The organism is Rhodococcus sp. NPDC055024 (assembly GCF_053608585.1).
The window spans coordinates 63,819-89,335 of record NZ_JBSGVT010000012.1; the positions used below are offsets into that span (position 1 = coordinate 63,819).

A 25,517-nucleotide genomic window follows, 5' to 3' on the forward strand; every position below is an offset into this window, starting at 1 on the left:
CGCACAGAAGTCGTTCCCAGACGCGGAAACCCGCGTTTAGAGTCGATTAGTGAACGCTCACGCCCGCTGCGCGCACAACAGCGCGAAGCGCTGATCCTGATCCGTCCACACCTTCCGCACCCCGAAGCCCGCGGACGCCAGCTCCGCGGCAATCCCGTCCTCGGTGAACTTCGCCGAGATCTCGGTGCGCAGTTGCTCGCCCGCTGCGAAGGTGATCTCCAGATCCAGGTCGTCGATCCGGACCGAGAGTTCACGAAGTGCTTCCAGCCGCATCTCGATCCACTCGTTCTCGGCATCCCAGAGCGCGACGTGACGGAAGTCCTCCAAGGGAAAGTTCGCTCCCAGTTGCTTGTTCAGGACCGAGAGAACATTGAGATTGAACTGCGCGGTCACACCGGCAGCGTCGTCGTATGCGGGCACGAGGACTGCGGGATCGATCACCAATCCCACGCCCAGGATCAGGTTCTCACCGGGATCGAGCACGGCTGCAATGCCCGAGAGGAACTCGGCGCGCTCTGCCGGAACGAGATTGCCGAGAGTTCCACCGAGAAACGCGACCGCCCGCCGTCCACCACCGGGCAGATGATGCAGCGAGCCGGTGAAGTCACTGACCACCCCGACCACATCGATCCCGGGGAATTCGGCACCGACCTGCCGCGCCGCGCCTTCCAGTGCGGTCACCGAAACATCCTGCGGTACATACGTTCGCAGAGTTCCGCGCGCGGTCATCGCATCGAGCAGCAACCGAGTCTTCTCCGAGGAACCGGAACCCAGTTCGATCAGGATCTCGGGTTCGGTCAACGCAGCGATCTCGTCGGCGTACTGCGCGAGCAGGCCGCGCTCGGTGCGGGTGGGGTAATACTCGGGTAGGGCCGTGATCTCCTCGAACAGTTCACTTCCACGCGCGTCGTAAAACCATTTGGGCGAGAGCCACTTCGGTGTGGCGGTCAAACCCTCTCTGGCCTCGGCGCGCAGTGCGTCGACCGATTCGGCCGGTGTCAGATAAACCTCGAGCGTAGGGGTTTTCATTGTTCTCCCATCGGTATCGGGGTGATGATCAAATGCCCAGGACGCGCGCAGACGATATGCCGGTCGGGCACCTGCTCCCAGTCCGGCGATCGATCGAACGGTTCGGAAACGATCAGGGCCCGCGACTCGTCGACCCGCGTGTACAAGGTGTGGCCCCACGCCGTGGCCCACAGTTCCTGCCCGTCGCCGAACAGGAGGTTCAGTCGTGAATCCGGTGCCGCCGCATCCACATCGTGAACCAGGCTCGTCACGGCAACCTCCGCGGGTTTCGACTTCAACCGATGCCGAAGCGCTGTCCACAACAGGGCAGCATCCGTCGGGGCGGGCATCTTCAGCAGTTCGACGGCCGGAAGTTCTGCCGCCAATTCGGCAAGTGAACCAGGCCAACCGGATACCGCTCCGTTGTGGCTGAAAGCGTAGGTTCCGTCGACGAACGGTGCGCAGGCACCGATCTCGACGGCCATCCCCTCCGTCGCGGAACGGACGGCGGCGAGAACGGATCCGGAAACGATGTGGGACAACGTCTCGTCGACGGTCGGGTCCGACCAGATCGGCGAAATGCTGCGATACCGCCCCTGCCTTCCGTCGTTCCACCACACCGCGCCGAATCCGTCGGCATTGATGGTCCCGCCGCCACGCATCTCGCGAGGTGCCCACGACTGGCGCATCAGTGAGTTCTCGCCGTCGTGGATGAGTTCACGAACCGAACGCGGCGGCCCGAGATACCCGAGGTGCCGACACATGTCAGGATCTACCCGAAATCGTTCTGGCGCAGCGAAAACCCGAGAAGATCTGGCGCCTGATCGGATGGTCCCAGTTGCGGAACGTCCCCCGGCAGGCAACGCTGTCGGTCCCGAACGATCCCCCTCGCAACACCTTGTAGTCGCCGCCGAAGAACACCTCCGAATACTCCCGATACGGGAAGGCCCGGAAACCCGGATACGGATGGAAACCCGAAGAGGTCCACTCCCACACGTCGCCGATCAACTGCTCGACACCTGCTGCCGACGCACCCGCCGGGTACGAGCCGACGCCCGCTGGACCGAGATGGCGCTGACCGAGATTGGCAAGATTCTCGTCTGCGGACGCGTCCCCCCACGGGAACCGTCGTGATCTCCCGGATTCCGGATCCCACCGCGCGGCCTTTTCCCATTCCGCCTCGGTGGGAAGCCGTTTGCCTGCCCAGCACGCGTAGGCCTCGGCTTCGTAGAAGCTCACGTGCACAACCGGCTTGTCGGGTGGAACCGGAGCCTCGACGCCGAAAGTCTCGTGCCACCAACCCGAACTGTCATGTTCCCAGAACAGAGGCGCTCGAAGCTTCGCGTCGACGCGATGCCGCCAACCGTCTCGAGACCACAATTCCGGTCGGGAATAGCCGCCGTCCTCGATGAATTCGACGAACTGCCCGTTGGTCACCGGGAATCTGTCGATTGCGAAGTCGGTGAGATAGACCTGATGTGCAGTGCGCTCGTTGTCGAGTGCCCACGGCTCGTCGTCGGTCCCCATGACGAAGGAGCCGGCCGCGATGGTGACCTCGTCGAGTTCCGGCATGCGGGCCGCTTGCGGAGCGGGTGTCGCAACGAGTGCCGTGGGCCCCGAACGTAATTGGTGTGTCGCGAGCATGGTCTCGGCGTGTTGCTGTTCGTGCTGCGCGATCATCCCGAACGCAAAGCCGTCCACGTCGAGTTCTGTGCGCCCGAACGTGCTGGCTTCGAGCACATCCCAGACCTTCCCACGAACCGTACGTACGTATTCGCGCGCCTCGGCCGGGTTGAGCAGGGGAAGTGTCGGTCTCGACGATCTCGAATGCTTGAAAGCGTCGTACAGCTCGTCTATGTCGCTACGCACCGGATCACGGCCACCGACATCGCGCACCAGCCAGAGTTCCTCTTGATTGCCGATGTGCGCCAGGTCCCACACCAGCGGACTCATCAACGGAGAATGCTGAGCGATCAATTCGGTATCGTCGACGCAGTCGGTGAGCAGCGTCGACCGCTCACGCGCTCGCAGAAGTACGGCCTCGACCGCTTCCTTGGTGATCTCCCCTGTCATGTGTCGCTCTCACCGGGCACAATTGCGCGACAACACCGTTCGGCTGCGGCATCGAGAAGACGGACAAACTGTGGCTCCGGCGCATAAGACGCGGCAAGCGACATCAGAGATGTTGCCGCCGAACGCAGTTCGACGTCGTCCAGACCGTACTCTGCCGCATCCCGCCACCTCCCGGCCGTCGACGCTGCAGCATCACTCGCCTCGCGCATCACGGCTGGCCCGGACAGCAACGCGTCGACCGCTGCTATCGGCACTCGCCACAAATCTCCCGGTTGTGCGTCGATGTAGCGAACCTCCAGATGGCCGACAGCGCGAACCGGCGGGAACAGCGTGGACAGGTGATAGTCCAAGTCCGCCCAGACGGGGCGACGTCCGATCTCGGCATCCAGGGCGCCGGCGATCCAGTCCGCGAAAGTCGCGCCCCGCGGAGCCGTCCAATCATCGCCTTCGTTTCGCACACACATGAGCGGAACGTCGAGCGCCCAGGCTGCGTAGTCCTGCGCTTCCGGGATTGCGGCGGTGCGCCAGGAATCGAGTTCGAGCCACGTCCGCATGCGTTGAGAAGCCCAATCTCCCCTCGGAACCCCTTGCAAGCGTGGAGAACACGCAAACGCCGCGACGAGAGCCGGACCCATGTCCCCGAGGAGCCGCCAACGCTGAGCGATCGACTCCGGACTCCCGCCGGCATCGACACTGACCTGCACTGCTGCGGTATTGCACATCATCAAGGTGCCGTACGGGCCTATCCCGGCGAAGCGGGATTCCATTGCGCAGTAACGCGGCAACCGGAGAATGCGGGAAGGGGGGCGGGCGACGTCGGCGGCAGCCGAACTGATTTCGATCGAGTACGACGCGAGAAGAGATTCGAGAGTCCGACGGTCTTCGTCGAGACAGTCACACAGTTCGCGGGCGGACGTGCGCGGTGCGGACGAGAGTTCGATCTGTCCGCCAGGTTCTACGGTGACCAGGCTGCCACGAGGAAGCGGAACCGCCGGTGAATCCGGGTCGATGCTGGTGGGTGCGTGTCGCCCGAGCGCTCTCGCCAGCGTCGCGGCGGATGGCCGCTCCCCACCGGGATCTTGCCTGGTCAGCCACTCGACCTCGGCTCCGACCAAGCGGGGTGGCCCCTGTTTGAAGCACACACCACCGACGTAGGCCTCGGCCGCAGGACGCGAATCCACCTGCGTGGTCTGTGCTGCTGTCAACGCTGCTGTCACCATTCGACTTCCCCTTCGGGCGGTCTTCGCGGTCGTTACCGACGATAGAACGCCTACGTCCGAGATGCACCCATTGTGGTGTTACGTGTCGTTGAATTTCTTCAGTCGTATCCACCGGTACCCACAACCGGCCAGAACCACACCTACCCCGGAAACAACCGCGATCCACGGAAGTGTGACCACCAGAACGAGACAACCAGCCGCCCCGACTGCCTGCAGCCACTTCGGATACATCCGGTCCACTCCGCGCTGGCTGTACGCGCTCACGTTCGCGACGAAGTAGTAGAGCAGCACTCCGAACGACGAAAAACCGATCACGCCACGAAGATCGGTTGTCGAAACCAGAACGATCACAACAGCTCCGACCACAAGTTCGGCATGGTGAGGGACTGCGAACCGTGGATGGACGGCAGCGAGGGCAACGGGCAGATCACTCTCGCGGGCCATCGCCATCGCAGTGCGACTCACCCCGGCGATCAGAGCCAGCAGCGCCCCCGCCGACGCCGCCGCGGCACCGATCACCACCACGGGAACGGCCCAGGTCCACCCGGCTGCGCCCACCGCATCGGCCAGGGGCCGCGCCGAATTCGCCAGCCGATCAGGCCCCAACGTCACCAACAGCACCACCGCTACCAGCGCATAGAGGACAACCGCGGCGGTGAGTGCAATCAGAATCGCCCGCGGAATCGTGCGGCGCGGATCACGCACTTCCTCCCCCAGCGTCGCGATCCTGGCGTAACCGGCGAAGGCGAAGAAAAGCAGCCCCGCCGATTGCAGAATTCCGTACCACGACCCGAACACGAGGTCGGGGAGCTCACGCACTGCACCAGGTCCCACGACGGCAACCAGCAATGCCACACCCAATGCCGTCGTCGACACGGCGACGATAGCCCTGGCCATCTGCGCCGTCCGCGTCACTCCGCGGTAGTTGACTGCTACCAGGGCCACGACCACCAGGACGGCGGCGGGAACACGCCAGGCCGCAGGAGCGACGTACGTCGCGAAGGTCAGAGCCATTGCCGCGCAACTCGCGATCTTCCCGATCACGAACGACCAGCCTGCGGCAAACCCCCACCAGGGTCCGAGCTGCTCACGTCCGTAGACGTAGGTCCCACCTGACGTGGGGTATCTGGCCGCAAGCTGCGCCGACGACGTCGCATTGCAGTAGGCGACGAACGCTGCGATCGCCAGGCCGAGCAGCAACCCGGTACCCGCTACTGCGGCAGCGGGCGCGAACACCACGAAGACTCCGGCGCCGATCATCGCGCCGAGGCCGATCACCACGGCGTCGGCCGTGCCCAGTCTTCGCTCCATCGGGACAGCTTCGTTCACAGGTAGTTTGAACCACACCGACATGAACGGAAGGTGCCATGTTCGATCTCGACACGATCCGCCGCGACACTCCCGGATGCCTCGACAAGGTGTTCCTCGACAGCGCGGGATCCTCGCTCCCGCCCGAGCCAGTGCTGACCACCATGATCGAGCACCTGCGACGTGAAGCCGACGTCGGCGGGTACGTCGCCGCTGCTCGCCAGAGCGGCGCACTGGCTGCTGTTCCGCATTCACTCGCCCGCGTCATCGGCGCCCAGGCAACCGATATCGCGTTGACGGACAGTGCAACCCGCGCGTGGAACGACTTCTACGCTGCCGTTCCACTCGGACCTGGTGATCGAATCCTGATCAGCGGAGTCGAGTACGCGAGCAACGCAATCGCCGCTCTGGGGCGGGCGCGTTCCACCGGCGCCGGCATCGAGGTCATTCCGAGTGATCAGTACGGATGCATCGACCTCGAGGCACTCGAGAACATGCTCGACGATCGGGTTCGACTCGTCTCCGTCGTACACGTCCCCACCAACGGCGGCTTGATCAACCCGGTCCGTGAGGTAGTCGAATTGGCCAGAGCCCACGGCTCTCTCGTCCTGCTCGACGCGTGCCAGTCCGTCGGCCAGTTGCCCATCGACGTCACCGAACTCGGCGTCGACGCGCTCAGCGCCACCGGCCGCAAGTGGCTCCGCGGGCCACGCGGAACCGGATTCCTGTACGTCCGCCCCGGACTCGTCGACGCGCTCGAACCCGCTGCAATGGACCTGCACGGAGCGGAATGGACCAGCGAGAACAGCTTCGTCCCTGCGCCGGACGCAACACGATTCGAACTCTGGGAAACGAGTGTCGCTGCGCGCCTGGGTCTCGGCGTCGCCGCCGACTATCTGCTCTCGATCGGCACCGACACGGTGTGGGAGCAGATCGAATCCCGAGCCTGCGCATTGAGGGAAGGTCTGGCAGCGATTTCCGGAGTCGAAGTCCGCGATCGAGGAACCCATCTGAGCGGCATCGTTTCCTTTACCGTCGACGGTATTTCCGAACACCTGATTCGGGATCAGCTTGCAGCACAGAACATCACCGTCACCGTCAGCGGTCGCGGGTCCACGCTCCTCGACATGGATGCCCGCGGGCTCGACGCCGTGGTTCGGGCATCGCCGCACTACTTCGTCGACGAAGCCGACCTGGACACATTTCTGGGTGCGGTCAGGAGTGTGCAAACCTCCCGTTGACCGGGACCATGCCTCATCTGCGGAGGTCGAAGCTGCGACTGTGTGGCGACCAGTAGTTTCGCATTCCGAGAGGACGCTTCGCATGGCCGACCCCACCGTCAAACCGATCTCAGCTGCCGACATCACCACCTGGGACTACGAGGCCGACGTCGTCGTCGCGGGATACGGCATCGCCGGCGTCACCGCTGCGATCGAAGCAGCGCGGTCCGGCGCCGAGGTCCTCGTCCTGGAGCGGACGGGTGGCTGGGGCGGAGCAGCTTCGCTGGCGGGTGGCTTCATCTATCTGGGCGGTGGAACGCCGCTACAGAAGGCGTGTGGGTTCGAGGATTCGGTCGAGAACATGAAGACGTTCATGAAGGCAGCGCTCGGCCCCGGAACCGACGACGCGAAAATCGACGCGTATTGCGAGGGCAGTGTCGACCACTACAACTGGCTCGTCGATGCCGGCGTCCCGTTCAAGGAGTCCTTCTGGGGTCAGCCCGGCTGGGAACCGCCGTACGACGACGGCCTGATGTACTCGGGCGGCGAGAACTCCGCACCGTTCAACACCCTCGTCGATCCCGCGCCCCGCGGACACGTTCCGCAGATGTCCGAGAAGAACACCGGTGAGCGGGGCGGCGGCTACATGCTGATGAAGCCGCTCGTCGAGACGGCCGAAAAGCTCGGTGTCCGAGCAGAATACGATCTGCGCGTCCAGACTCTGGTGGTGGACGGCGATCGAGTTGTCGGCGTAGTCGCCAAGCGTTACGGCAAAGACGTCGCGATTCGCGCACGCAAGGGCGTCGTGCTGGCGATGGGCAGCTTCGCGTACAACAACGAGATGGTGCGCTCGAACGCACCGCGTATCTTCGGCCACCCGGCGGCCTCCATCGAGGCGCACGACGGCCGCGCAATCCAGATCGGTCAGGCGCTGGGCGCCGACACCGCGCACATGGACGCCACCGAGGTCGCGTTCTTCTGCGACCCGCAGTTGATGGTGCGCGGCATTCTTGTCAACGGCCGCGGTCAGCGATACATCCCCGAGGACACCTACCCCGGCCGCATCGGCCAGGCAACGCTGTTCCAGCAGGACAACCAGGCATTCCTCGTCATCGACGAAGCTGCATACGAGGAAGGCGTGAATGCCGAATCGTCCAGTGCGCAGTTGCGGGCGCAGCCGACCTGGGTGGCGGAAACCGTCGAGGAACTCGAAGCCGAGATGGGGTTGCCCGCCGGATCTCTGCAATCGACCGTCGACCTCTACAACCGGCACGCGGTTGAAGGGTCGGATCCGGTGCTGGGGAAGAAGTCCGAGTGGGTGAAGCCGATCGTCGGCCCGTTCGCGGCAATCGATCTGCGCGGACGCACCGGCGGATTTACCCTCGGCGGGTTGAAGACCACCGTCGACTCCGAGGTCCTGCACGTCTCCGGTGAGCCGATTCCCGGATTGTTCGCGGCGGGCCGGTGCACGTCCGGTGTGTGCGCAGGTGGTTACGCCAGCGGAACCAGCCTCGGCGACGGCAGCTTCTTCGGACGACGTGCCGGAATCAGCGCGGCGCGCTAGATCACCACGACCCGCACGCCGTCGGCAAAGCGGTACGGCTGAGTCTGCAGGACCGCGCCGAGGTGTTTTCGCAGTCTGGATACCTCGGCGCGCACTGCCACCACGTGCTCGCGATCACCGAAGAGCACTTCGCTCAGGCCGGCGGCATCCACGCCCGCCGAACCGACGGCTGCCAGGGCCCTCAAGATCTGAGCGTGCCGCGGCGAGAGCGCTCGCGTCCAGTTGGCGTCACCACGCACCGTCACCTGCGGCGATGCGCCGAGGGACAGCTCCAGCTCGATCACCGGCCCGCCGACGCCGGTGCGCAACAGCCAGCCGTCCCCGAGGGGCTCGGGCAGACACATCCCCAGCCCCGGCACGATGACGGGCTTTCCCGCGCTCGGCGCAGCCACGCGGTCGGGCGCGGCTATCCCGCTGGCGCCGGCCACCCAACCGAACTCGTCGACCACCAATGCCGGACCCGTCCCGGCCGCGAACAACGGTGCTGCCCGCGAGCGCAGACGCTCGAGCTGAGCTGCGTGCTCGCGCCAGAGCGTCGCCTCCGCGAGGCGAACCGCGGTGCGGACCAACGCAACGGTGGTGGGATGCACCGAGGCTGCGGACCCACTGATATCGACAACTCCCAGGATCTCGCCCGTCCGCGGATCGTGCACGGGTGAACCGGTACACGACCAATTGTGGTGCGTCGGCGCATAGTGCTCGGCCGAGAAGAGTTGCACCGCAGAATCTTCGATCAGCGCCGTACCTATAGCGTTGGTACCGACCGACTGCTCCGACCAGCGCGCACCTTCGGCGAATCCGAGTGCGTCCGCCGCACGCTTGACTGCCTTCGCGCCCTCGCGCCAGAGCAGGACACCATCGGCATCGGCAACGACCACGATGAAGTTTGCGTCCTCGGCCACCTCGGTCAGCGTGGTTCGCAACTCGGGCAGAACCGCGCGCAGTGCGGTACGCGAACGCCTCGACTCCAACTCGGAGAAATCAGCGACAGTAGATGCGCCGCAGTGATCCGGCGTGAGCCCGCCCGCGGCCACTCTCGACCACGACCGTGCCACGACGGTCCGCGGCTGTGCCGGTGGTTCCTGCCCGGAGAGGACTGCGTCGTGCACCCGACTGAGAAGGCGAGCATGCTGCGACAGATCGGTACCCGGCACGACGGCACCGAGCCGACTGCCTTCGGGAGCGTTTCCCACGGTGGTCACTCCGTCAGGCTACCGCTTTCGATGTGACGCGAACCACGTCCACACGGCCAGGTCGCCGCCACCTGCGATTAGCGGCGAGGAGCAAACTCCGGTAACGTATCCAAAGTTGTCTCGGCGAGGGTGAATCGCAGCAGTTCCACACGTTGCAGGTTTACCGTGATCGACGCGGCTACGGCTCAGCTCGAGCGTTTCGCTCCTGGCCGTGTGCGCGCCTGTCCGCCTTGCCGCAGGCAAAACCACACGTCAGTAAACCGAGCACGAACCCCGTGAGTTGTAGGAGCCGTTTCATCATGTCTGAAGAAAACAACCTCGTCGCCGTCGTCCGCACCGAATTCGGCAAGGGCGCAGCTCGCCGCGCACGTCGCGACGGCCAGGTCCCCACGGTTCTGTACGGCCACGGCGAAGATCCCCGCCACCTCAACGTGCCGGCTCGCGACTTCGCTCGCATCCTCCGCGCACAGGGCACCAACGCCATCCTCACCCTCGACATCGAGGGCACGGAGCAGGTTGCACTGACCAAGTCGGTCGTCGTGCACCCCATCCGCAGCTACATCGAGCACGCTGACCTCCTCGTCATCAAGAAGGGCGAGAAGGTCACCATCGACGTTCACGTCGTAGTCGTCGGTGACGCTGCTGCAGGCACCATGGTCGCGCAGGATGCATCCACCATCTCCATCGAGGCAGACGCCCTCCACATCCCCGAGCAGATCGAGGTTTCGGTCGAGGGCCTCGAAATCGGCACCCAGATCCTCGCAAGCCAGCTCGAACTGCCCACCGGCTCCGTCCTGCAGGCTGACGCTGACACCCTGATCGTCAACGTCGTTGCTGCACCGACCGAGGCTGACCTCGAAGAGGGCGCAGAAGCTCCCGCCGCCGACGAGGCTGCAGAAGAGGCCTGATCCTCTCGGTTCCTACAGAACTCACTGCGCGCGGCGCGTCATTCCGATTCGGAGTGACGCGCCGTTCGCGCGTAGCAGGAAAAAAGAACAAGTCAGAAAGTAGCGTCCGTTGAGCACAGATACCGCCCTCGTCATCGGCCTGGGTAACCCCGGCCCGCAGTACGAGAAGACCCGGCACAACGTCGGCTTCATGGTCGCGGGCACCCTTGCCGGACGCATGGGCGGAAAGTTCAACGTACACAAGAAGAGTGGCGCCGAGATCGTCGAAGGTCGCCTCGCCGGCCGACGCGTGATCCTCGGAAAGCCGCGCTCGTACATGAATCTCTCGGGCGGCGCGGTCGCCGGTCTCGCACGATTCTTCTCGGTCGATGCCGCGAACATCATCGTCGTCCACGACGAACTGGATCTCGATTTCGGGACCATCAGGCTCAAACTCGGCGGCGGCGAAGGCGGCCACAACGGGCTGCGGTCCATTTCGAATTCGTTGACCACCAAGGACTACCTGCGCACGCGCGTCGGGATCGGTCGCCCGCCGGGCCGCATGGACCCGGCGGACTACGTTCTCAAGCCGTTCTCGTCCACGGAGCGAAAAGAACTCGATCTCGTGTGCGAAGAAGCTGCGGATGCAGTGGAACTACTGCTCGAACTCGGGCTCGAGGCAGCACAGAACCGTCTGCACTGACAATCAGTTACCCAGCAGGGCAGCTGAATTGGCGCGGCGAAGCTTTCCCGACGACGTCTTCGGGATACTGCCGGGACCAAGGACCGCAACGGCACGAGGGCGCACGCCGACGTCGGCGACCACGGCGTGGACCACTTCGCGCTCGATGCGCTTGACCTCTTCCGGATCCTCGAAAGCGTTGGTCTCGACCGCGACGGCAAAGCTCTCACGCTTCTGGCCGGCATCCAGGCGAATGGCGACTGCATTTCCCGGGCGCACACCGGCAACGCTTCCGGCCGCCCGCTCGATGTCGGTCGGATACACGTTCCGGCCGCCCATGATGATGACGTCCTTGACTCGCCCGCACACCACAACCAGGCCTTCTTCGGTGAAATAACCGACGTCACCGGTGTCTAGCCAACCGTCGGCGTCCTGGGCCGGCTTGTGTCCGTCGACTGTGACATATCCGGGGGTGACTGCCTTGCCGCGAACCTCGATGATTCCGACGCCTCGGGCCGGGAGCACCTGGCCGTCACGGTCGACGATGCGTCCCTCGAGGTCAGGCACCATCTTTCCGAGCGTCGCAAGGGCGCGCGCATTGGGGCGATTGGACGGCACCGCGCGGGACATCGACTCGAGGAAATCGGGATCGACGTAGTCGAGAACCTGCCCCTGATCGGGATCCGGAATCGACACCGCCAGGGTGGTTTCCGCCATTCCGTACACGGGAGCCAGCGCTGTCGGGTTCAAACCGAAACGCGCGCCGGCCGCGGCGAGGGCATCCATCGTGTCGGGATCCACCGGCTCGGCACCGTTCCACATGTATCGGACGCTGGACAGGTCGACCGCCCCGTCCTCTGCCTGTGCGAGTCGACGCGCCAAGAGGGAGTATGCGAAGTTCGGTGCGGCCGTGACAGTTCCGCCGTACTTGCCCATCAGTTCCGCCCACAGCACCGGAGTGCGGAGGAAATCCATCGGCGTGATGCTGATGACCTCGGCGCCCACCTGCATCGGAACCGTCAAGAACCCGACCATGCCCATGTCGTGGAACAGCGGAAGCCAGCTCACCATCACGTCGTCTTCGATGGAGAACTTGATGCGGTTGATCATCGCGTATGCGTTTGTGTAGAAGTTCTCGTGCGTGATCTGCACGGCCTTGGGCGAACCGGTGGAACCGGACGTCAACTGCTGGAGTGCGATATCCGATTCGACCGTCTCCACGGGATCGATCGACACTCCGCCACGAAGCTCGTCCACCGTCACGACGGTGATGCCACGCTCTTCGAGTAGCGGCTTGGCCGCATCGAAGGGCGCGCCCAGAATCACGGCTTTTGCCGAGATCATGTCGATCACCGTCTCGGTGTCCTGAGCCCAGACACCCAGATCCGTTCGGGGGGTCGGCTGATGCAGCATCGTCACCGACGCACCGCGCATCCACGTCGCCTGGCAGGCAGGCGCGATGTCGACGGGCTGTCCAGCGAGAATGCCGATCGCAACGCCACGGTCGATACCGACCTCGGCCAGGCCGCCGGCCATGCGCCGCGCCTCCTGGTGGATGTCGCCCCAGGTCTGACGGAAAGCGTTGTCGGGCTCTCCCGTCACCAGGCCGCGGTCGGTGACTGCGGCGGTCGCATACATCTCTTCGGTGAACTTGCTCAACGCAACTCCTCGGTCAGTGTCACTCTTCGATCAGTGCAACTCTTCGCAGGACACAAATGGCTGTGTGTTCGAACACACACATACTTGGATAATCAGCGATCGTTCGCCGAGTGTTACGCCGCAGTGGTTATTGCATCGTGGTCTGCGAGTATCCTTTCTCTGTTGTGCTGCCGCACTCTCCACCTGTCCGCGCACCGGCACGTCGCCGGCACTGACGCCCACTTCGAGAGGTTCTTCGTTGACTACCCCGTCCGACTCGACCGTCCCTTCCGACTCGACTGTCCAGTCCGACACCGAAGGCCCCGATTCCACCGAGAGCGGGTCGGTTGCGGTCACGACGACCACCAAGGGTTTGTCAGCCGAGGCGGAGCGTCGCCGCACCTTCGCCGTCATCTCGCATCCTGACGCCGGTAAGTCGACGCTCACCGAAGCGCTGGCACTGCACGCGAAGAAGATCTCCGAGGCAGGTGCCGTCCACGGCAAAGCCGGCCGCAAGTCGACGGTCTCGGACTGGATGGAAATGGAGAAGGCCCGCGGCATCTCCGTCAGTTCCACCGCACTGCAGTTCAACTACCACTCGTCCGAGACCCCGGACGAGCAGATCAACGTCATCAACCTCGTCGACACCCCCGGTCACTCCGACTTCTCCGAGGACACGTACCGCGTCCTGACCGCGGTCGACGCAGCCGTCATGCTCATCGACGCTGCCAAGGGTCTCGAACCGCAGACGCTCAAGCTGTTCCAGGTGTGTCGTCACCGCGGTATTCCGGTCATCACGGTCATCAACAAGTGGGACCGCCCCGGCCAGACTCCGCTCGAACTGCTCGACGAGATCAGCGAGCGGATCGGCCTCACACCCACTCCCCTGTACTGGCCCGTCGGCATCGCCGGCGACTTCCGCGGACTGCTGCGTCGCGGCGAAGACGGTGAGGCTCGCGAGTACGTCCGCTTCACCCGTACCGCCGGCGGCGCGAAGATCGCCCCCGAAGAGGTCATGGACGCCGAAGCCGCACTCGCCAAGGAAGGCTCCGAGTGGGAGACCGCGGCCGAGGAGAGTGAACTGCTCTCCGCTACCGGCCAGGACCACGATCAGGAAATGTTCCTCGCCGGTCAGACGTCCCCGGTGATCTTCGCGTCCGCGATGCTCAACTTCGGTGTCCGCCAGATCCTCGACACCCTCGTCGAATTGGCGCCGCCGCCGCGAGGCCGCGAAGACCTGAGCGGCAAGCCGCGCGAGGTCACCGATCCGTTCAGTGCGGTCGTCTTCAAGGTGCAGGCCGGTATGGACACCGCGCACCGTGACCGTCTGGCATTCATGCGCATCGTCTCCGGCGTGTTCGAGCGCGGCATGGTCGTCACGCACGCCCAAACCGGCAAACCCTTCACGACCAAGTACGCGCAGACGGTGTTCGGCCGCGAACGTTCCACTGTCGAGTCCGCGTTTCCCGGCGACGTCGTCGGTCTCGTCAACGCCACCGCCCTCGCGCCCGGCCACACGCTGTACACCGAGAAGAAGGTGGAGTTCCCGCCGATCCCGTCGTTCGCGCCGGAACACTTTTCGATCCTGCGCGCCGAAAGCGCAGGCAAGTACAAGCAGTTCCGCCGCGCTGTCGACCAACTCGACTCCGAGGGCGTCGTCCAGATTCTTCGCAATGACATCCGCGGCGACGCCTCCCCTGTCATGGCGGCCGTCGGCCCGATGCAGTTCGAAGTTGTCGCAGCGCGTATGAAGGCCGAGTTCAACGTCGAGGCCAAGATGGAACCCCTCGGCTATGCATTGGCCCGTCGTACCGACGCCGCGTCCGAGGTCGAACTGAACCGTCAGCGCGGTGTGGAGGTCTTCACCCGATCCGACGGTGTTCTGCTCGCTCTTGTCAGCGACAAGTGGCGCCTGCAGTACATCCAGAAGGAACTTCCGGATCTGACGCTCGAACCCCTCGTCGCTGCCGCGGACTGATGAGTCTGATCGAGGCGCTGTTCGACGCCGAACTGCACATCGGCAGCGCCACGATTCTCTGGCGAGAGATCATCGGAAACGCGTTCGGAATAGGCTCCGCCATCGCCGGAGCACGACGCTCGGTATGGGCGTGGCCTGTCGGTATAGCCGGAAATGCCTTGTTGTTCACGGTGTTCATGGGCGCGCTTTTCCACACGCCGCAAGAGCTCAATCTCTACGGCCAAGCCGGCCGTCAGTTGTTGTTCATCACCGTCAGCGTCTACGGATGGACTCAGTGGCGACGTGGGGCTCGCGACTCCGGTCGCGCAGTCCTGCCGCACTGGGCGACCACTCGCGAGCGCGTCGCCATGATCGCCGTCATGGCAAGCGGCACAATCGCTTTCGCCTGGATCTTCGACCTTCTCGGCTCGTACGGGGCATGGGCGGAGGCCTGGATTTTCACCGGATCCATCCTCGCGACGTACGGCATGGCACGCGGCTGGACTGAGTTCTGGCTCATCTGGATCGGCGTCGACGCCGTCGGTGTTCCCCTTCTTTTCCGGGCCGGGTATTACCCGTCGGCGATCCTCTATCTGGTCTACGCATTCTTCGTACTGTGGGGTTTCGCGATGTGGCTGCGCATTCAACGTCGAACTCCACAAGGGGTGCGACCGTAAACGAACTCCTGGTATGTTTGCGTCGATTAAGCAAACCAGCGGTCTGTTTACGGGCATCAGGAGCGAAACAATGGAAGACAAGAATTCTCACGGAATAACGGGTCCCAACGGTTCCGGAAACGGATCGAGAGCCAGTAGTTCCGCGAGTAACGGTTCCGCGAGTAACGGTTCCGCGGGTAACGGTTCCGCGAGCAATGTTTCCACTGGCAACGGTTCCGGCAGCGCCACCGCCACAGCGGATTTTCTGTCGACCGCACCCAAGCAATCGGATGCCTTCACGTTTCCGCTTCCCACCCGAACCACGGCCGCACACAGCAGCGGAGAGGACCTTTCAGTGCCAGCTTCAACACGCGAATCATCGAGGACACTCGAGACTCGGAGTCGCACCGTCGTACGGCGCGACGCGATGGGCGTAGCCGCCGTTCGAGTGGCCGGGCGTCTCACCCACACCGAACTGATCGCGAATCAGGCCTCACCCTCGAGCACCCATTCCTCCGATCCCACGATGGATCTGGACGAGTTGCTCACGATGCTCGGCAGCTACCTGTTGTCCTCGGGGTTCGAACACCCAGAAATCCACGCCAAGCTCGGCGGACAGTCGATCGTCGTCAACCTCGTGTCGCCGGAAATCAGCGCCAGCTGAGCTCGGCCCAGCTGTTCTTCAGGGCCACAGCACTGCGCGTGTCCATGCTCGGTTCGAGCCACGCCGGTACAACCACCGCTGATGCCGACGCCCGGAGTCTGCCTGCCAGAACTCGACAGACTCCGGTTCGAGGCACCACGCACGCCAGTCCTTCGACACGAACCCTGGGTCGTCGCCGATTCTTGCTTCCGCAGCGGCCACCGACGTGTCGTACGCGTCGACGTCTTCGAGCACCTGACTCTGCTTACTTGCCGTCGCCACCGCTCTCGCCGTGACGGAGCGTTCGACGAAGTCTCGGCGCCGAAGTGCGTCGTCGCCCTCACGAACCAATCCGCGAATCCGGACCTGCTGGCCCGTCTCACGCCAGTAGAACGCCAACGATGCCCGCGGATTTTCTTTCAGCTCAATACCTTTCGGCGATGTAGCCGAACCGGAGAACCAGAACCCACCCTCGGTCACGTCCTTGAGGATGAGGAAGCGCGAATCAGGCATACCGTCGCCGTCCACGGTCGAGAGCGCACACACGTGTGGCTCGACGACCCCGAAGGCCACGGCCGCACAGAGCCAGTCGAGGAACAACTCTCCTGGGTTCTCCGGAAAACGTTCAGGCGCGGGCGGCGGAGTTCCGGTCAGTGCGGGAATACCGCGAATCCATGCCCGGACGTCCGGCAGCGAGAAATCTGCGTCAACCATGAGCCGACTCTAATCGCGGGCGGCTTCAGGAGACGTTGCGAACGATCGAGTCACCGAACGAGGGTTGCTGCAGCAGTGCCCACTTGTTGGACGTCAATCGAAAACTCGGCATGTCGGCGAGCGCCACCACGGATTCCCAGGTGCGCTCGTAGCTCGTGTGGGAGATTCGCCATTCACCGTCGCTGCAGCGGGTGTATCTGTCGTGATAGAAAGCCGATCCACGAAGCAGCATGCCGTCTTCGGGGATGACCACCGTGTCCGCAAGGCACCAGATCCCGGTTGCGGTGTCTCCGTCGACGTCGATCTCGGGTTGCCCACATTGATGTTCGGTGATGATGTGCGAGCCGAGGGTGTTCTCGAGGAAGGAGACGAATGAATCTCGGGAATCGAAACTGAGTTGCTCTCCGTAGATCGCGGTGGCGTCGACGGTCAGAGTGTCGGCGAATTCGACCCACGATTTCGTGTCCAAGGCGCGTGCGTATCGGTACTTGAGTCTTTGGATGAGAACAATCGCTTCGAGATCCATGATCCCCGCCTCCCGGTGCAGCAACCACCCGTCCTATGTGTGCACATTAGCCTGTATCACGCGTAAACGGGCATTACTCTCAAAGCTAGTAGAAATGTCAGCCGATAACACGCCTTTCCAGGCCGTCGAGCATGATCGTGATCTTCTCGTCCAACCAACCTCGTCCGTGCCACGTCGATTCGTCGCCGATCCCCTCGATCAACGACTCCGACGCATTCCAACTCTCCTGATACGCCTGGCGTGCAGAACGCGAATCCGCGGAACTGACGGTCTTGTCCAGTGCCGCCATCATCGCGAACTGAGTCATCGTCACCTCGGAGATGAAGTCCACCGCCAGTACCGCGTCGTGTGGTGTGAAGCCTTGCGCAGTCAACGAACCGACCAGTTTCTCCACGATCTCGATTAACGCCGGCGGCGTGCCCGGAACAGCGAGACCTACCTGGGCAAGACCAGGATGACGCTCGAACGAAGACCACAGAACGTCGCAGAGGTCCTTGAGAAATTCACGCCACGGACGATCCGTGTCCGGCCACACAGTCTGACGCACAACGTGATCCGAGCAGGCCCGCAGCAGCGCTTCACGGTCGGCGAAGTAGCGATAAAGAGCAGAATGACTGACGCCCAGACGCTTTGCCACATTCGGCATGGTCAATTCGCTCAGATCACCAGCCAGGGCAGCCTCGACGATGTCCAGTCTCGACAACGTCGGCGGCCGCCCTGTTTTCTTTCCGGTCTGCATTCTCCTCAGCCTGCCACCTGCTCAGCCTGCTACCAACCGCCATCCCGACGCACGGTGGCGCTGATTCCAGAACGCGGCGTAGCTCCCACCGGTGGCAAGGAGAACTTCGTGAGTTCCCACTTCGACGATTGATCCGTCGTCACCGAGCACGATGATCTGGTCTGCGGCCACGACGGTCGACAGTTTGTGAGCAATCACGAGCAGTGTGCTTTCACTGGCGAGTTCCTGCATCGCGCGCTGAACGTGGGCCTCGTTCTCGGGATCGAGCGCGGCCGTCGCCTCGTCGAGCAGCACGATCGGTGCACGCTTGAGGAGTGCACGCGCAATGGAGACTCGCTGCCGCTCTCCACCGGACAGTGCCGTCCCGCCCTCACCGACGCGGGTGTCCCAACCCCGCGGAAGTCGCTCGACGATTTCCGCGACGCCGGCGATCCGAGCGACGTCGAAGACTTCCTCGTCCGTGGCTTCGGGGCGGCCGAGGCGGATGTTCGCGATCAACGTGTCGTCGAAGAGATACACGTCCTGGAAGACCAGGGACAACTGCGCCATAAGATCGGCACTCGTGAGGTCACGCACGTCGACGCCGCCGACGCGCACCACCCCGGAGTCGACGTCGTAGAAGCGCGAGATCAGCCGGGTGACGGTGGTTTTGCCAGAACCCGACGGACCGACCAACGCCGTCAGTGACTTCCGCGGCACGTCGAAGGAGATGTTCCGCAGAACCTGCCCACCGTCGGCGTAACCGAAGTCGACGGCGTCGAACTGCACTGCCGTCTCCCCCGTCGCCAGTCCGCTGGTTTCGGGTTCGACCAGTGGTTCCACTTCGAGGATCACGGACATCCGACGGATTTCGTTGCGTGCCATTCTGATTGCACCGCCGAACTCGCCGATCTCACCCAGCGGTTGAATGAACCGTGCGGTGAGCCCGAGTAGCGCGATCAAGGTGACCGGATCGATGTCGCCGCCGAGCGCGAGGAACGCACCCAGGATGATCACGGCCGAGAACACGAACTGCAGGGCGATCCCATTTACCACGGAACCGATCACCACGAACCACAGTTGTGAACGACCCGCGGTGTGCTGAGCTTCGATCGCGTCGTCGAGCGGTTCGTAGACCCCGTGGGTGCGTCCGAAAGCACGCAGGACCGGTTGGCAACGCGCGTATTCGAGCACCCGATTGTTCGATTCGACCGCCGCGGCATGGGCCTGATCGTCAGCCTTGGCGGTCATCGCCGAGGCAAAGCGTGCTGCTGCGAACAGAATCGGAACGCCGACCACCAGGGCGAGCCCGAGCCGCCAGTCGAAGAACAGCATGCACACGACAATGGTTGCCGGGCTGGCGATTCCGGAGATGATCGGTGTCATCAAATGCGCGGCCGCCCCCATCACCGAAATGGTGCCCTTGCTGGCGACCTGCGATACCTGGCCGAGTCGGCCGGCACCGAACCAACCGAGCGGGAGCGTGACGAGGTGATCACCGAGGCGCAGATGCATCGTCCGCAGCAAGGTGAGCGCCGACTCGAATCCCTTGATGGCCTGCAGGTAATGCGCAATCGAACTGATCACCGCGCACACAGCCATGGCGGCGAGCCACCGAACGAAACTTCCCCAGTCCTGCTCGAACAGTGCCCGCACGGTCGGCACCAGCAATGCCACTGCCAAACCCTGCATCACGCCGTACAACACAGCCCACACCAGGAACTCTCGATAGCGTCCCTGATTCTGCGGGCCGAGGATCCGGAAGAGGTCGCGAATCATGAGTTGGCCTTTCCTGCTGCGTCAGACGTACCTGCGATGCTGTCGGCTCGACTGTGTTCGATCGAGTCGGCTCGACTGTGGCTCGCCCACATCCGGGCATACGTCGAACCATTCGCCACCAGCTGATCGTGCGTGCCCTTCTCCACGATCCGCCCGGCGTCGAGGACCACGATCTGATCGGCACTCACGATCGAAGCCAACCGGTGCGCGATCACCAGCACGGTGCGCCCCACCGTCAAACGCGACAATGCTTCCTGGATATCGGCTTCGGACTCCGGGTCCGCAAACGCGGTCGCCTCGTCGAGCACGAGAACGGGAGTGTCCGCGAGAATCGCCCGCGCGATGGAGACTCGTTGAGCCTCACCGCCCGAGAACCTGGCGTCGACCCCGACCACAGAGTCGTACCCTCTCGGGAGGGCTTCGATTCGGGTGTCGATCTGCGCGGCTGCGGCGGCAGCCTTCACCTCGGCCTGCGACGCCTGAGGGCGGGCAAGCCGAATGTTGTCGAGAACAGTTGCTTCGACCAACTGCACGTCCTGCAGAACGAATCCGACGTGGCGGTACAGCTCGTCGGTGGCGACGTCCCGGACGTCGACACCACCGATGGCCACGGATCCGGTACGCACGTCATGGAATCGGGGAACGAGCGTCGCCAGTGTCGACTTACCCGAACCTGAAGGTCCGACCAACGCCGTCACCGTGCCCTCCGGCAGCGTCAGATCGATGCCGGACAGAACGTCGGCCCCGTCGTCGTAAGCGAAAGAGACTCCGGAAAATCGAACTTCGTTCCCCGCGGGCTTTTTCGGATCATCGGTTTCCGGCAGTGCGTCGGTTGCGAACAGAGCGATCAGCCGCGCCGCAGCGGCGGCAGCCTCACGGCGGGCCTGCATGCCGAAACCGATGGTCGTCACCGATACCGGAATCACCATCGCTACCAGAGAACTGGTCAGGACGTCGATGGGTGACACCCACCCGGAGTGGACGAACCACGAGCCGAGACCAAGGTTCACCACCAGCACTACCGGCGCGCTCAAGGCAATCGAGGCCAGCGCCTCGGTCCGAAGCATCGGGCGAACCCAACCCTCGTAAGAAACGGCAAAAGCCTTGGCGGCATCACGGTATCGAGAATGTGACTGCTTGTCCTGACCGAAAGTCTTGACCACTGCGATGCCGGTGACGAACTCGACGATCGTATTGCTGATGGCCGCGATGCCCTCATTCATCCGGCTCATCTTGACGGCCATGTCCTTGGTCATCGACGCATAGGCGATCATGTAGATCGGGAGCGTGGCAATCGCGACCAAACCCAGACGCCAGTCGATCGAAATCACGTAGCCGAGTCCGACGAGCGGCACCGCGATGGCTCCGGTGGTCTCGACGGCGCTGTGCGCAACCAGGTAGTGGAGATCGGAGATGTCGTTCTGCGCAGCTTTGCGCACGGTTCCGGACGAGTGGGAGGTGAACCAGCCCAGAGGAAGTCGACCGAGCGTCGCTGCGATTCGGCGTCGAAGCACAGCTTGGAGATTCACATCGGCGAAGTGCGTCACGATCAACGCGCCGCCACCGAAGAACGCACGCACACCCAGGCCGAAGACGACCACCCACACGATCGTCCAGACGCGAGACGAGTCGATGTCGCCGCCCACGATCAGCGTCTTGCCCAGTTCGGCGATGGCAACGTACGGGACGACGGCAGCAACCGCGGCAATCACCTGCATCACCATCGCGATGGTCGTCCGTGTCCGAACTGGCGCAAGGAGTTCGCGTAACGCGCTCTTGTGCGCCGCCGCTTCAGCCTTGGCCTGTGAGGCTTCGGCCGCAGATCCATGCGGCGCGTTTGCCTCCTCGGGTGGAACGTCTGCTGACTTTTCCTGTGTTGTCGTCATTTCGAGAACGCCTTCCATCGGGTGACTGCGTCGGCGTCGGATGCGATACGGCCCTGGAGTTCCGCGCCGGTGAGAGTGCGATCGGCAAGTGCCTCGAGATCTTCGAGGATCCAGTAGACCGCGAAGGGATAACTGCCGAACCAGAGTTCACCGCTCACGTCCGCGGTGCGTCCGGCCTGCACGGCGGCAACCTCGTTGAACAGCGGATTTGCGTGAACAAGGGCGCCGTCGTAGATGTTTCCCGACGTCACGATCATCGCGTCCGCTGCGTGTTGCCCGACCGCCTCGCCCGAAACGGAGGACGTGGCAACCCCCGTGTTGGGGCCGACCTTCGCTTCGAGTTCGGCTTGGGGGCGCCCGAACCCTGCTTCTCCGATGATCGAGGACATCGGCGACTGCGGGATGACGGTGTAGATGCCGCCCGAATATCCGACCAACACGGACAAGGTTTGTGGCTGCTCCTCGACCCTTCCGGACACCTCTGCGAATTTCTCCTCGAGCGTCGAGACGATCTGCCGAGCCTCGGACTCCCGGCCCAGTGCAATGGCAGCAGTATCGAGAACCTCGCGCCACGGCGCCGCATAGGCGAGCACCGTCGTCGGCGCAATCTCATTGGCCTGCGCGGTGATCGAGGTCAACGAGCCGACGTCACTGAGAAGGATCCTGTCCGGATCGACGGCCGCGATCTGTTCCACGTCGGGTGACTGGAAGAACGTCGGTTTGTCGATGACCTCGATACCCTCGCTCTGCAAGATCTCCTTCGCCGCCTGTGATTGCAGGGTGGCGAAGACCGTATCGGGCTTGACCCCGAGCGTGAGCGCGTTGAGTGCTGCAAATTCGTCCAGTGCGAGCAATTTTTGTGGTGCAGGCACGGCCGACGACCCGCCTACTTCCGATGCATCCGCGTCATCGCTGCCCGACGAGCAACCGACAAGGGTCGTTGCCGTCGCTGCGAGTGCCACGGCTCGTAGGCCCCACTGCTGCCGCATCATCTCTCCCTGCCTTAGTTACATGCTGTCTCGATTAGGGGAGCCTACAATAACTCAAGCCGTTTGTGCAGCCCTCGTCACGGGAAGTGCAATCGCCGGCAGAAATGCAACAACACTGATGACGGCGCCCACCACGAACGCCACCGCGAACGAGTCGCCGGAAACTCCGATCGCCAGGACCGCTGTGGTCACCGGAGCGCCCACCGCCGAACCGACGGTTCTGATCACACTGTTGACACCGCTGGCCGCTGCCATTTCCGATGGCGGGACGATCGAAGCAACCAGCAGAGCACAGACTGCGAACCCCACGCCGTTCCCCAATCCGACGAGGGAGAAGAACAGCACGATCGCAACCACCGAGCTCGGCCAGATCGCGAGTCCGACCGCGCCCGTCGCCATGAGTGCCAGCGCTAGGACTGCCGGCACTCGCGGCCCGTATCGCCGCGCGAGAGCCGGCGTCAGACGGCCACCGAGGAAGACGAGGACAGCGGCGGGCAAGAGGGCCAACCCGGTCTGCACAACGGTGAATCCACTTCCATACGTGGAGGTTTCCGGCGCCTGGAGGATCCGCGGCAGGCAGAGGTAGAAGATGTACGGCACGAACCCGAACACCAGGGTCAGTGCGCTGGTGATCATCATCGGCTTGTCCCGAAAAACTCGCATGTCGACGATCGGAGCGTCGTGGCGGGAATCGACGGCAATCAGAGTTGCGAACGAGACGAACGCGATAACCACCAGACCCCAGAATCCGAGCGACAGAACTCCCCACTCGGAGGCTTTGGTGATCGCCAGGAGCAGGCTCACCAACCCGAACGCCAGAGCGCCGGCACCGGCCCAGTCCGTCGGCATACCCGGCCGGCGATGCGAACCCGGAACCACAGCCACCACTGCGACCAATGCAAGCACGATCAGGATCCCGGTGATCACGAACAACCACTGCCAGCTGAGGTACTCGAGAATGACACCACCGATCACCAGTGCACTTCCGGCACCGATTCCCAAAGTCCCAGCGAGCCAACCTATCCCAGAAGACAACTCCGGACCGGCCACCGTTCTTCGCAGCACTGCCATCGCGAGCGGGAAGCTTGCCATACTCACTCCCTGGACAGCTCGAACGACAAGCAGCACCCCGATATTCGGGGCGGCCGCCGCGGCAAATGTCGCGAGAGCGAAGATGATCAGGACGATCACCAGGACTCGCTTGTCGCCGAATCGATCCCCCATCGCCCCGACGATCGGAGCCATCACCGCGGCCGCCAACAGGTACGCCGTCAGGATCCAGCCGGTCACCGCCACGGACGTATCAAAATGCTCACCCAACACCGGCAACGCCGGCACCAGCATGGTCTGCATGAGCGAGTAGACGAGCACCGCCCCCGCAAGTGCGGCGATCACCCGACTCCCGGATCGCGTGGGCGCCTCCGCCAAGGTTGTCATCGACACCTTCCTCCAATCTTGATTTCAATCGGAACGGAACACTCCGTTCCGATTGAGTAAACCATGCATTGCTAGCCTGTGGGAATGGCGAAAGAGAATGCGAGCCTCCCCGGACGCGCCCGAGAAGCCGCAGACAACGACGTCACCGTACTGCGAGCAGCGCGCGAGATCTTCGCCGAACAGGGTTGGAATGCACCGGTATCGGCGATCGCCACCCGGGCCGGGGTAGGCGTCGGCAGCATCTATCGCCGCTACCGCGGCAAAGAGGAACTGGCGCAATCGCTGCGCGTCTGGGCGATCGACCACCTCGCCACCCTGGCACGAGAGTGCGTGTGCAACGCAGACACCGATGAAGCCGTACTGAAGACGTTCTTCTCGCGATACCTTGCCGAATCGGTGGGACCCCTCATTCCCGTCCTCGGCGGCAGGTTGCCCGAACACACCGAAGTCACCCGCGCCGCAGAAGAATTGGAGGCCGCGCTGCAATCGATGGTCGAGATCTGCATCGATACTGGCGAAGTCCCGCCCGACTTCACTTCTGCAGACGTCATGCTCATGACGGTGCATCTACGACCGACCCTACCGATCGAGGGGGTCCGCGCCACCGAAATACACACGCGCTATCTCGAGTTCATGCTCGACGGACTTCGTCACGGAAGCCCTCAACCGTCGACCACTCCCCCATCCTGGAGCGAATGGCTTCAGATGTGGCAGGGCAGCAACTGACCCTGAGGACACCCGAACAAGATGTCAGGTTAGGCTTACCTAGCTTAGTTCGCCATGTTCGGAAGGTTCTCATGAAAATCACTCGCAGGCTCGCAGGCTTCGCCGCATTACCCGCCGTTGCCGCACTCCTACTCACCGGCTGCGGCAGCAGCGACGCATCAACTTCTACCGAGGCCAGTTCGACGGACCAGTCCTGGAGTTATACAACGGGATACGGAAACACGGTCACCCTCGATCACGCCCCGGAGCGGATCGTCGTCGACGCGTACTCCGCTGCTGCGCTGTGGGACTACGGCATTCGGCCGGTCGGCATCTTCGGTTACGGCGTCGGCGAACCCGACGTCACCGATCACGCTGACGAGTCGACGATGACCGTCGTCGGTCGTGAAGGTGAACTCAGCGCGGAAGCTCTTGCGGCACTGGACCCAGACCTGGTCATCGGGTACGGAAACAGCGACGACCCGACCCGATGGACTTGGTGGGACGAGCCGATGGGCAAGACCGTCAACGATGTTGCACCGTTTGTCGGTGTCAAGTTCTCCGGCTCTTCGACGCCGGACGTGTTGAGCGAATACGCCTCACTCGCCGAAGCTCTCGGCGGAGACCGACACAGCAACGGCGCGCGAGGGCAAGGAAGCATTCGAATCCGGGGCAGCGCGCATCCGAGCCGCTGCGGGCAAGGTTGACGACATC

General features: G+C 63.6%; 23 protein-coding genes. 9 read left to right on the forward strand and 14 right to left on the reverse strand.

What is annotated here, in order from left to right; translation table 11 throughout:
- Positions 1-57: 57 nt before the first annotated feature.
- The 5 genes from egtD to ACWF6P_RS23235 all read right to left on the reverse strand — a co-directional run bounded on the left by egtD (position 58) and on the right by ACWF6P_RS23235 (position 5,654).
- A complete protein-coding gene (egtD, locus tag ACWF6P_RS23215) occupies positions 58-1,029 on the reverse strand; it encodes an L-histidine N(alpha)-methyltransferase (RefSeq protein WP_452622668.1) in 972 nt (323 codons plus the stop codon).
- Positions 1,026-1,772 (reverse strand): ergothioneine biosynthesis protein EgtC, encoded by a 747-nt coding sequence (egtC, locus tag ACWF6P_RS23220; protein ID WP_452622669.1) that lies wholly within the window; start codon positions 1,770-1,772, stop codon positions 1,026-1,028. Before egtC ends, egtD begins: the two co-directional genes overlap by 4 nt.
- A 1-nt stretch (position 1,773) precedes the next feature.
- Positions 1,774-3,081: an ergothioneine biosynthesis protein EgtB gene (gene egtB, locus ACWF6P_RS23225; RefSeq protein WP_452622670.1), complete on the reverse strand. Its 1,308-nt coding sequence runs from the start codon at positions 3,079-3,081 to the stop codon at positions 1,774-1,776.
- Positions 3,078-4,301, reverse strand: coding sequence for an ergothioneine biosynthesis glutamate--cysteine ligase EgtA (gene egtA, locus ACWF6P_RS23230; protein ID WP_452622671.1), 1,224 nt, complete (start codon positions 4,299-4,301; stop codon positions 3,078-3,080). The genes egtB and egtA overlap by 4 nt, the downstream gene beginning before the upstream one ends.
- Positions 4,302-4,379: 78 nt before the next feature.
- On the reverse strand, positions 4,380-5,654 hold the full coding sequence (locus tag ACWF6P_RS23235; protein ID WP_452622672.1) for an APC family permease: 1,275 nt from the start codon (positions 5,652-5,654) through the stop codon (positions 4,380-4,382).
- Between the two features lie 14 nt (positions 5,655-5,668).
- On the opposite strand from ACWF6P_RS23235, the gene ACWF6P_RS23240 reads away from it, so the two are divergent.
- Both ACWF6P_RS23240 and ACWF6P_RS23245 read left to right on the forward strand, forming a co-directional pair.
- Positions 5,669-6,850 carry an aminotransferase class V-fold PLP-dependent enzyme gene (locus ACWF6P_RS23240; RefSeq protein WP_452622673.1) on the forward strand — a complete coding sequence of 394 codons (1,182 nt, stop codon included), beginning with the start codon at positions 5,669-5,671 and terminating at the stop codon, positions 6,848-6,850.
- A gap of 82 nt (positions 6,851-6,932) precedes the next feature.
- Positions 6,933-8,393 (forward strand): FAD-dependent oxidoreductase, encoded by a 1,461-nt coding sequence (locus tag ACWF6P_RS23245; RefSeq protein ID WP_452622674.1) that lies wholly within the window; start codon positions 6,933-6,935, stop codon positions 8,391-8,393.
- On the opposite strand, the gene ACWF6P_RS23250 is transcribed toward ACWF6P_RS23245, so the two are convergent.
- Positions 8,390-9,595 carry a GAF domain-containing protein gene (locus ACWF6P_RS23250; protein ID WP_452622675.1) on the reverse strand — a complete coding sequence of 402 codons (1,206 nt, stop codon included), beginning with the start codon at positions 9,593-9,595 and terminating at the stop codon, positions 8,390-8,392. The genes ACWF6P_RS23245 and ACWF6P_RS23250 overlap by 4 nt on opposite strands.
- A gap of 290 nt (positions 9,596-9,885) precedes the next feature.
- On the opposite strand from ACWF6P_RS23250, the gene ACWF6P_RS23255 reads away from it, so the two are divergent.
- Together ACWF6P_RS23255 and pth are read left to right on the forward strand one after the other, a co-directional pair.
- Complete coding sequence (locus tag ACWF6P_RS23255; RefSeq protein ID WP_230814263.1) at positions 9,886-10,494, forward strand: 50S ribosomal protein L25/general stress protein Ctc; 609 nt, start codon at positions 9,886-9,888, stop codon at positions 10,492-10,494.
- Between the two features lie 109 nt (positions 10,495-10,603).
- The gene (gene pth / locus ACWF6P_RS23260) at positions 10,604-11,176 is read left to right on the forward strand and encodes an aminoacyl-tRNA hydrolase (protein ID WP_452622676.1); all 573 of its coding nucleotides are present in this window, start codon (positions 10,604-10,606) and stop codon (positions 11,174-11,176) included.
- A 3-nt stretch (positions 11,177-11,179) separates the two neighbouring features.
- Here pth and ACWF6P_RS23265 read toward each other — a convergent pair whose 3' ends face one another.
- A complete protein-coding gene (locus ACWF6P_RS23265) occupies positions 11,180-12,814 on the reverse strand; it encodes a fatty acyl-AMP ligase (protein WP_452622677.1) in 1,635 nt (544 codons plus the stop codon).
- 352 nt (positions 12,815-13,166) lie between these two features.
- Between ACWF6P_RS23265 and ACWF6P_RS23270 the strand changes: the two genes are divergently transcribed.
- The 3 genes from ACWF6P_RS23270 to ACWF6P_RS23280 all read left to right on the forward strand — a co-directional run bounded on the left by ACWF6P_RS23270 (position 13,167) and on the right by ACWF6P_RS23280 (position 16,070).
- The gene (locus ACWF6P_RS23270) at positions 13,167-14,771 is read left to right on the forward strand and encodes a peptide chain release factor 3 (protein ID WP_378446546.1); all 1,605 of its coding nucleotides are present in this window, start codon (positions 13,167-13,169) and stop codon (positions 14,769-14,771) included.
- The gene (gene pnuC, locus ACWF6P_RS23275) at positions 14,771-15,427 is read left to right on the forward strand and encodes a nicotinamide riboside transporter PnuC (protein ID WP_452622678.1); all 657 of its coding nucleotides are present in this window, start codon (positions 14,771-14,773) and stop codon (positions 15,425-15,427) included. The genes ACWF6P_RS23270 and pnuC overlap by 1 nt, the downstream gene beginning before the upstream one ends.
- A gap of 334 nt (positions 15,428-15,761) precedes the next feature.
- Positions 15,762-16,070: a hypothetical protein gene (locus ACWF6P_RS23280; RefSeq protein ID WP_283301934.1), complete on the forward strand. Its 309-nt coding sequence runs from the start codon at positions 15,762-15,764 to the stop codon at positions 16,068-16,070.
- A gap of 18 nt (positions 16,071-16,088) precedes the next feature.
- Here ACWF6P_RS23280 and ACWF6P_RS23285 read toward each other — a convergent pair whose 3' ends face one another.
- The 7 genes from ACWF6P_RS23285 to ACWF6P_RS23315 form a co-directional block, all read right to left on the reverse strand.
- The gene (locus ACWF6P_RS23285; RefSeq protein WP_452622679.1) at positions 16,089-16,763 is read right to left on the reverse strand and encodes a pyridoxine/pyridoxamine 5'-phosphate oxidase; all 675 of its coding nucleotides are present in this window, start codon (positions 16,761-16,763) and stop codon (positions 16,089-16,091) included.
- 25 nt (positions 16,764-16,788) lie between these two features.
- Positions 16,789-17,289, reverse strand: coding sequence for a nuclear transport factor 2 family protein (locus tag ACWF6P_RS23290; protein WP_283301938.1), 501 nt, complete (start codon positions 17,287-17,289; stop codon positions 16,789-16,791).
- 97 nt (positions 17,290-17,386) lie between these two features.
- Positions 17,387-18,028: a TetR/AcrR family transcriptional regulator gene (locus tag ACWF6P_RS23295; RefSeq protein ID WP_452622680.1), complete on the reverse strand. Its 642-nt coding sequence runs from the start codon at positions 18,026-18,028 to the stop codon at positions 17,387-17,389.
- A gap of 21 nt (positions 18,029-18,049) precedes the next feature.
- Positions 18,050-19,786 (reverse strand): ABC transporter ATP-binding protein, encoded by a 1,737-nt coding sequence (locus ACWF6P_RS23300; protein ID WP_452622681.1) that lies wholly within the window; start codon positions 19,784-19,786, stop codon positions 18,050-18,052.
- The gene (locus tag ACWF6P_RS23305; RefSeq protein WP_452622682.1) at positions 19,783-21,672 is read right to left on the reverse strand and encodes an ABC transporter ATP-binding protein; all 1,890 of its coding nucleotides are present in this window, start codon (positions 21,670-21,672) and stop codon (positions 19,783-19,785) included. Before ACWF6P_RS23305 ends, ACWF6P_RS23300 begins: the two co-directional genes overlap by 4 nt.
- Positions 21,669-22,661, reverse strand: a complete 993-nt coding sequence (locus ACWF6P_RS23310; protein ID WP_452622683.1) for an ABC transporter substrate-binding protein — start codon at positions 22,659-22,661, stop codon at positions 21,669-21,671. The genes ACWF6P_RS23305 and ACWF6P_RS23310 overlap by 4 nt, the downstream gene beginning before the upstream one ends.
- A gap of 54 nt (positions 22,662-22,715) precedes the next feature.
- Positions 22,716-24,098 (reverse strand): MFS transporter, encoded by a 1,383-nt coding sequence (locus ACWF6P_RS23315; protein WP_452622684.1) that lies wholly within the window; start codon positions 24,096-24,098, stop codon positions 22,716-22,718.
- Positions 24,099-24,182: 84 nt separating this feature from the next.
- On the opposite strand from ACWF6P_RS23315, the gene ACWF6P_RS23320 reads away from it, so the two are divergent.
- Complete coding sequence (locus ACWF6P_RS23320; protein WP_452622685.1) at positions 24,183-24,824, forward strand: TetR/AcrR family transcriptional regulator; 642 nt, start codon at positions 24,183-24,185, stop codon at positions 24,822-24,824.
- A 71-nt stretch (positions 24,825-24,895) separates the two neighbouring features.
- A complete protein-coding gene (locus tag ACWF6P_RS23325; RefSeq protein WP_452622686.1) occupies positions 24,896-25,510 on the forward strand; it encodes a hypothetical protein in 615 nt (204 codons plus the stop codon).
- The last annotated feature ends 7 nt before the right edge of the window (positions 25,511-25,517 follow it).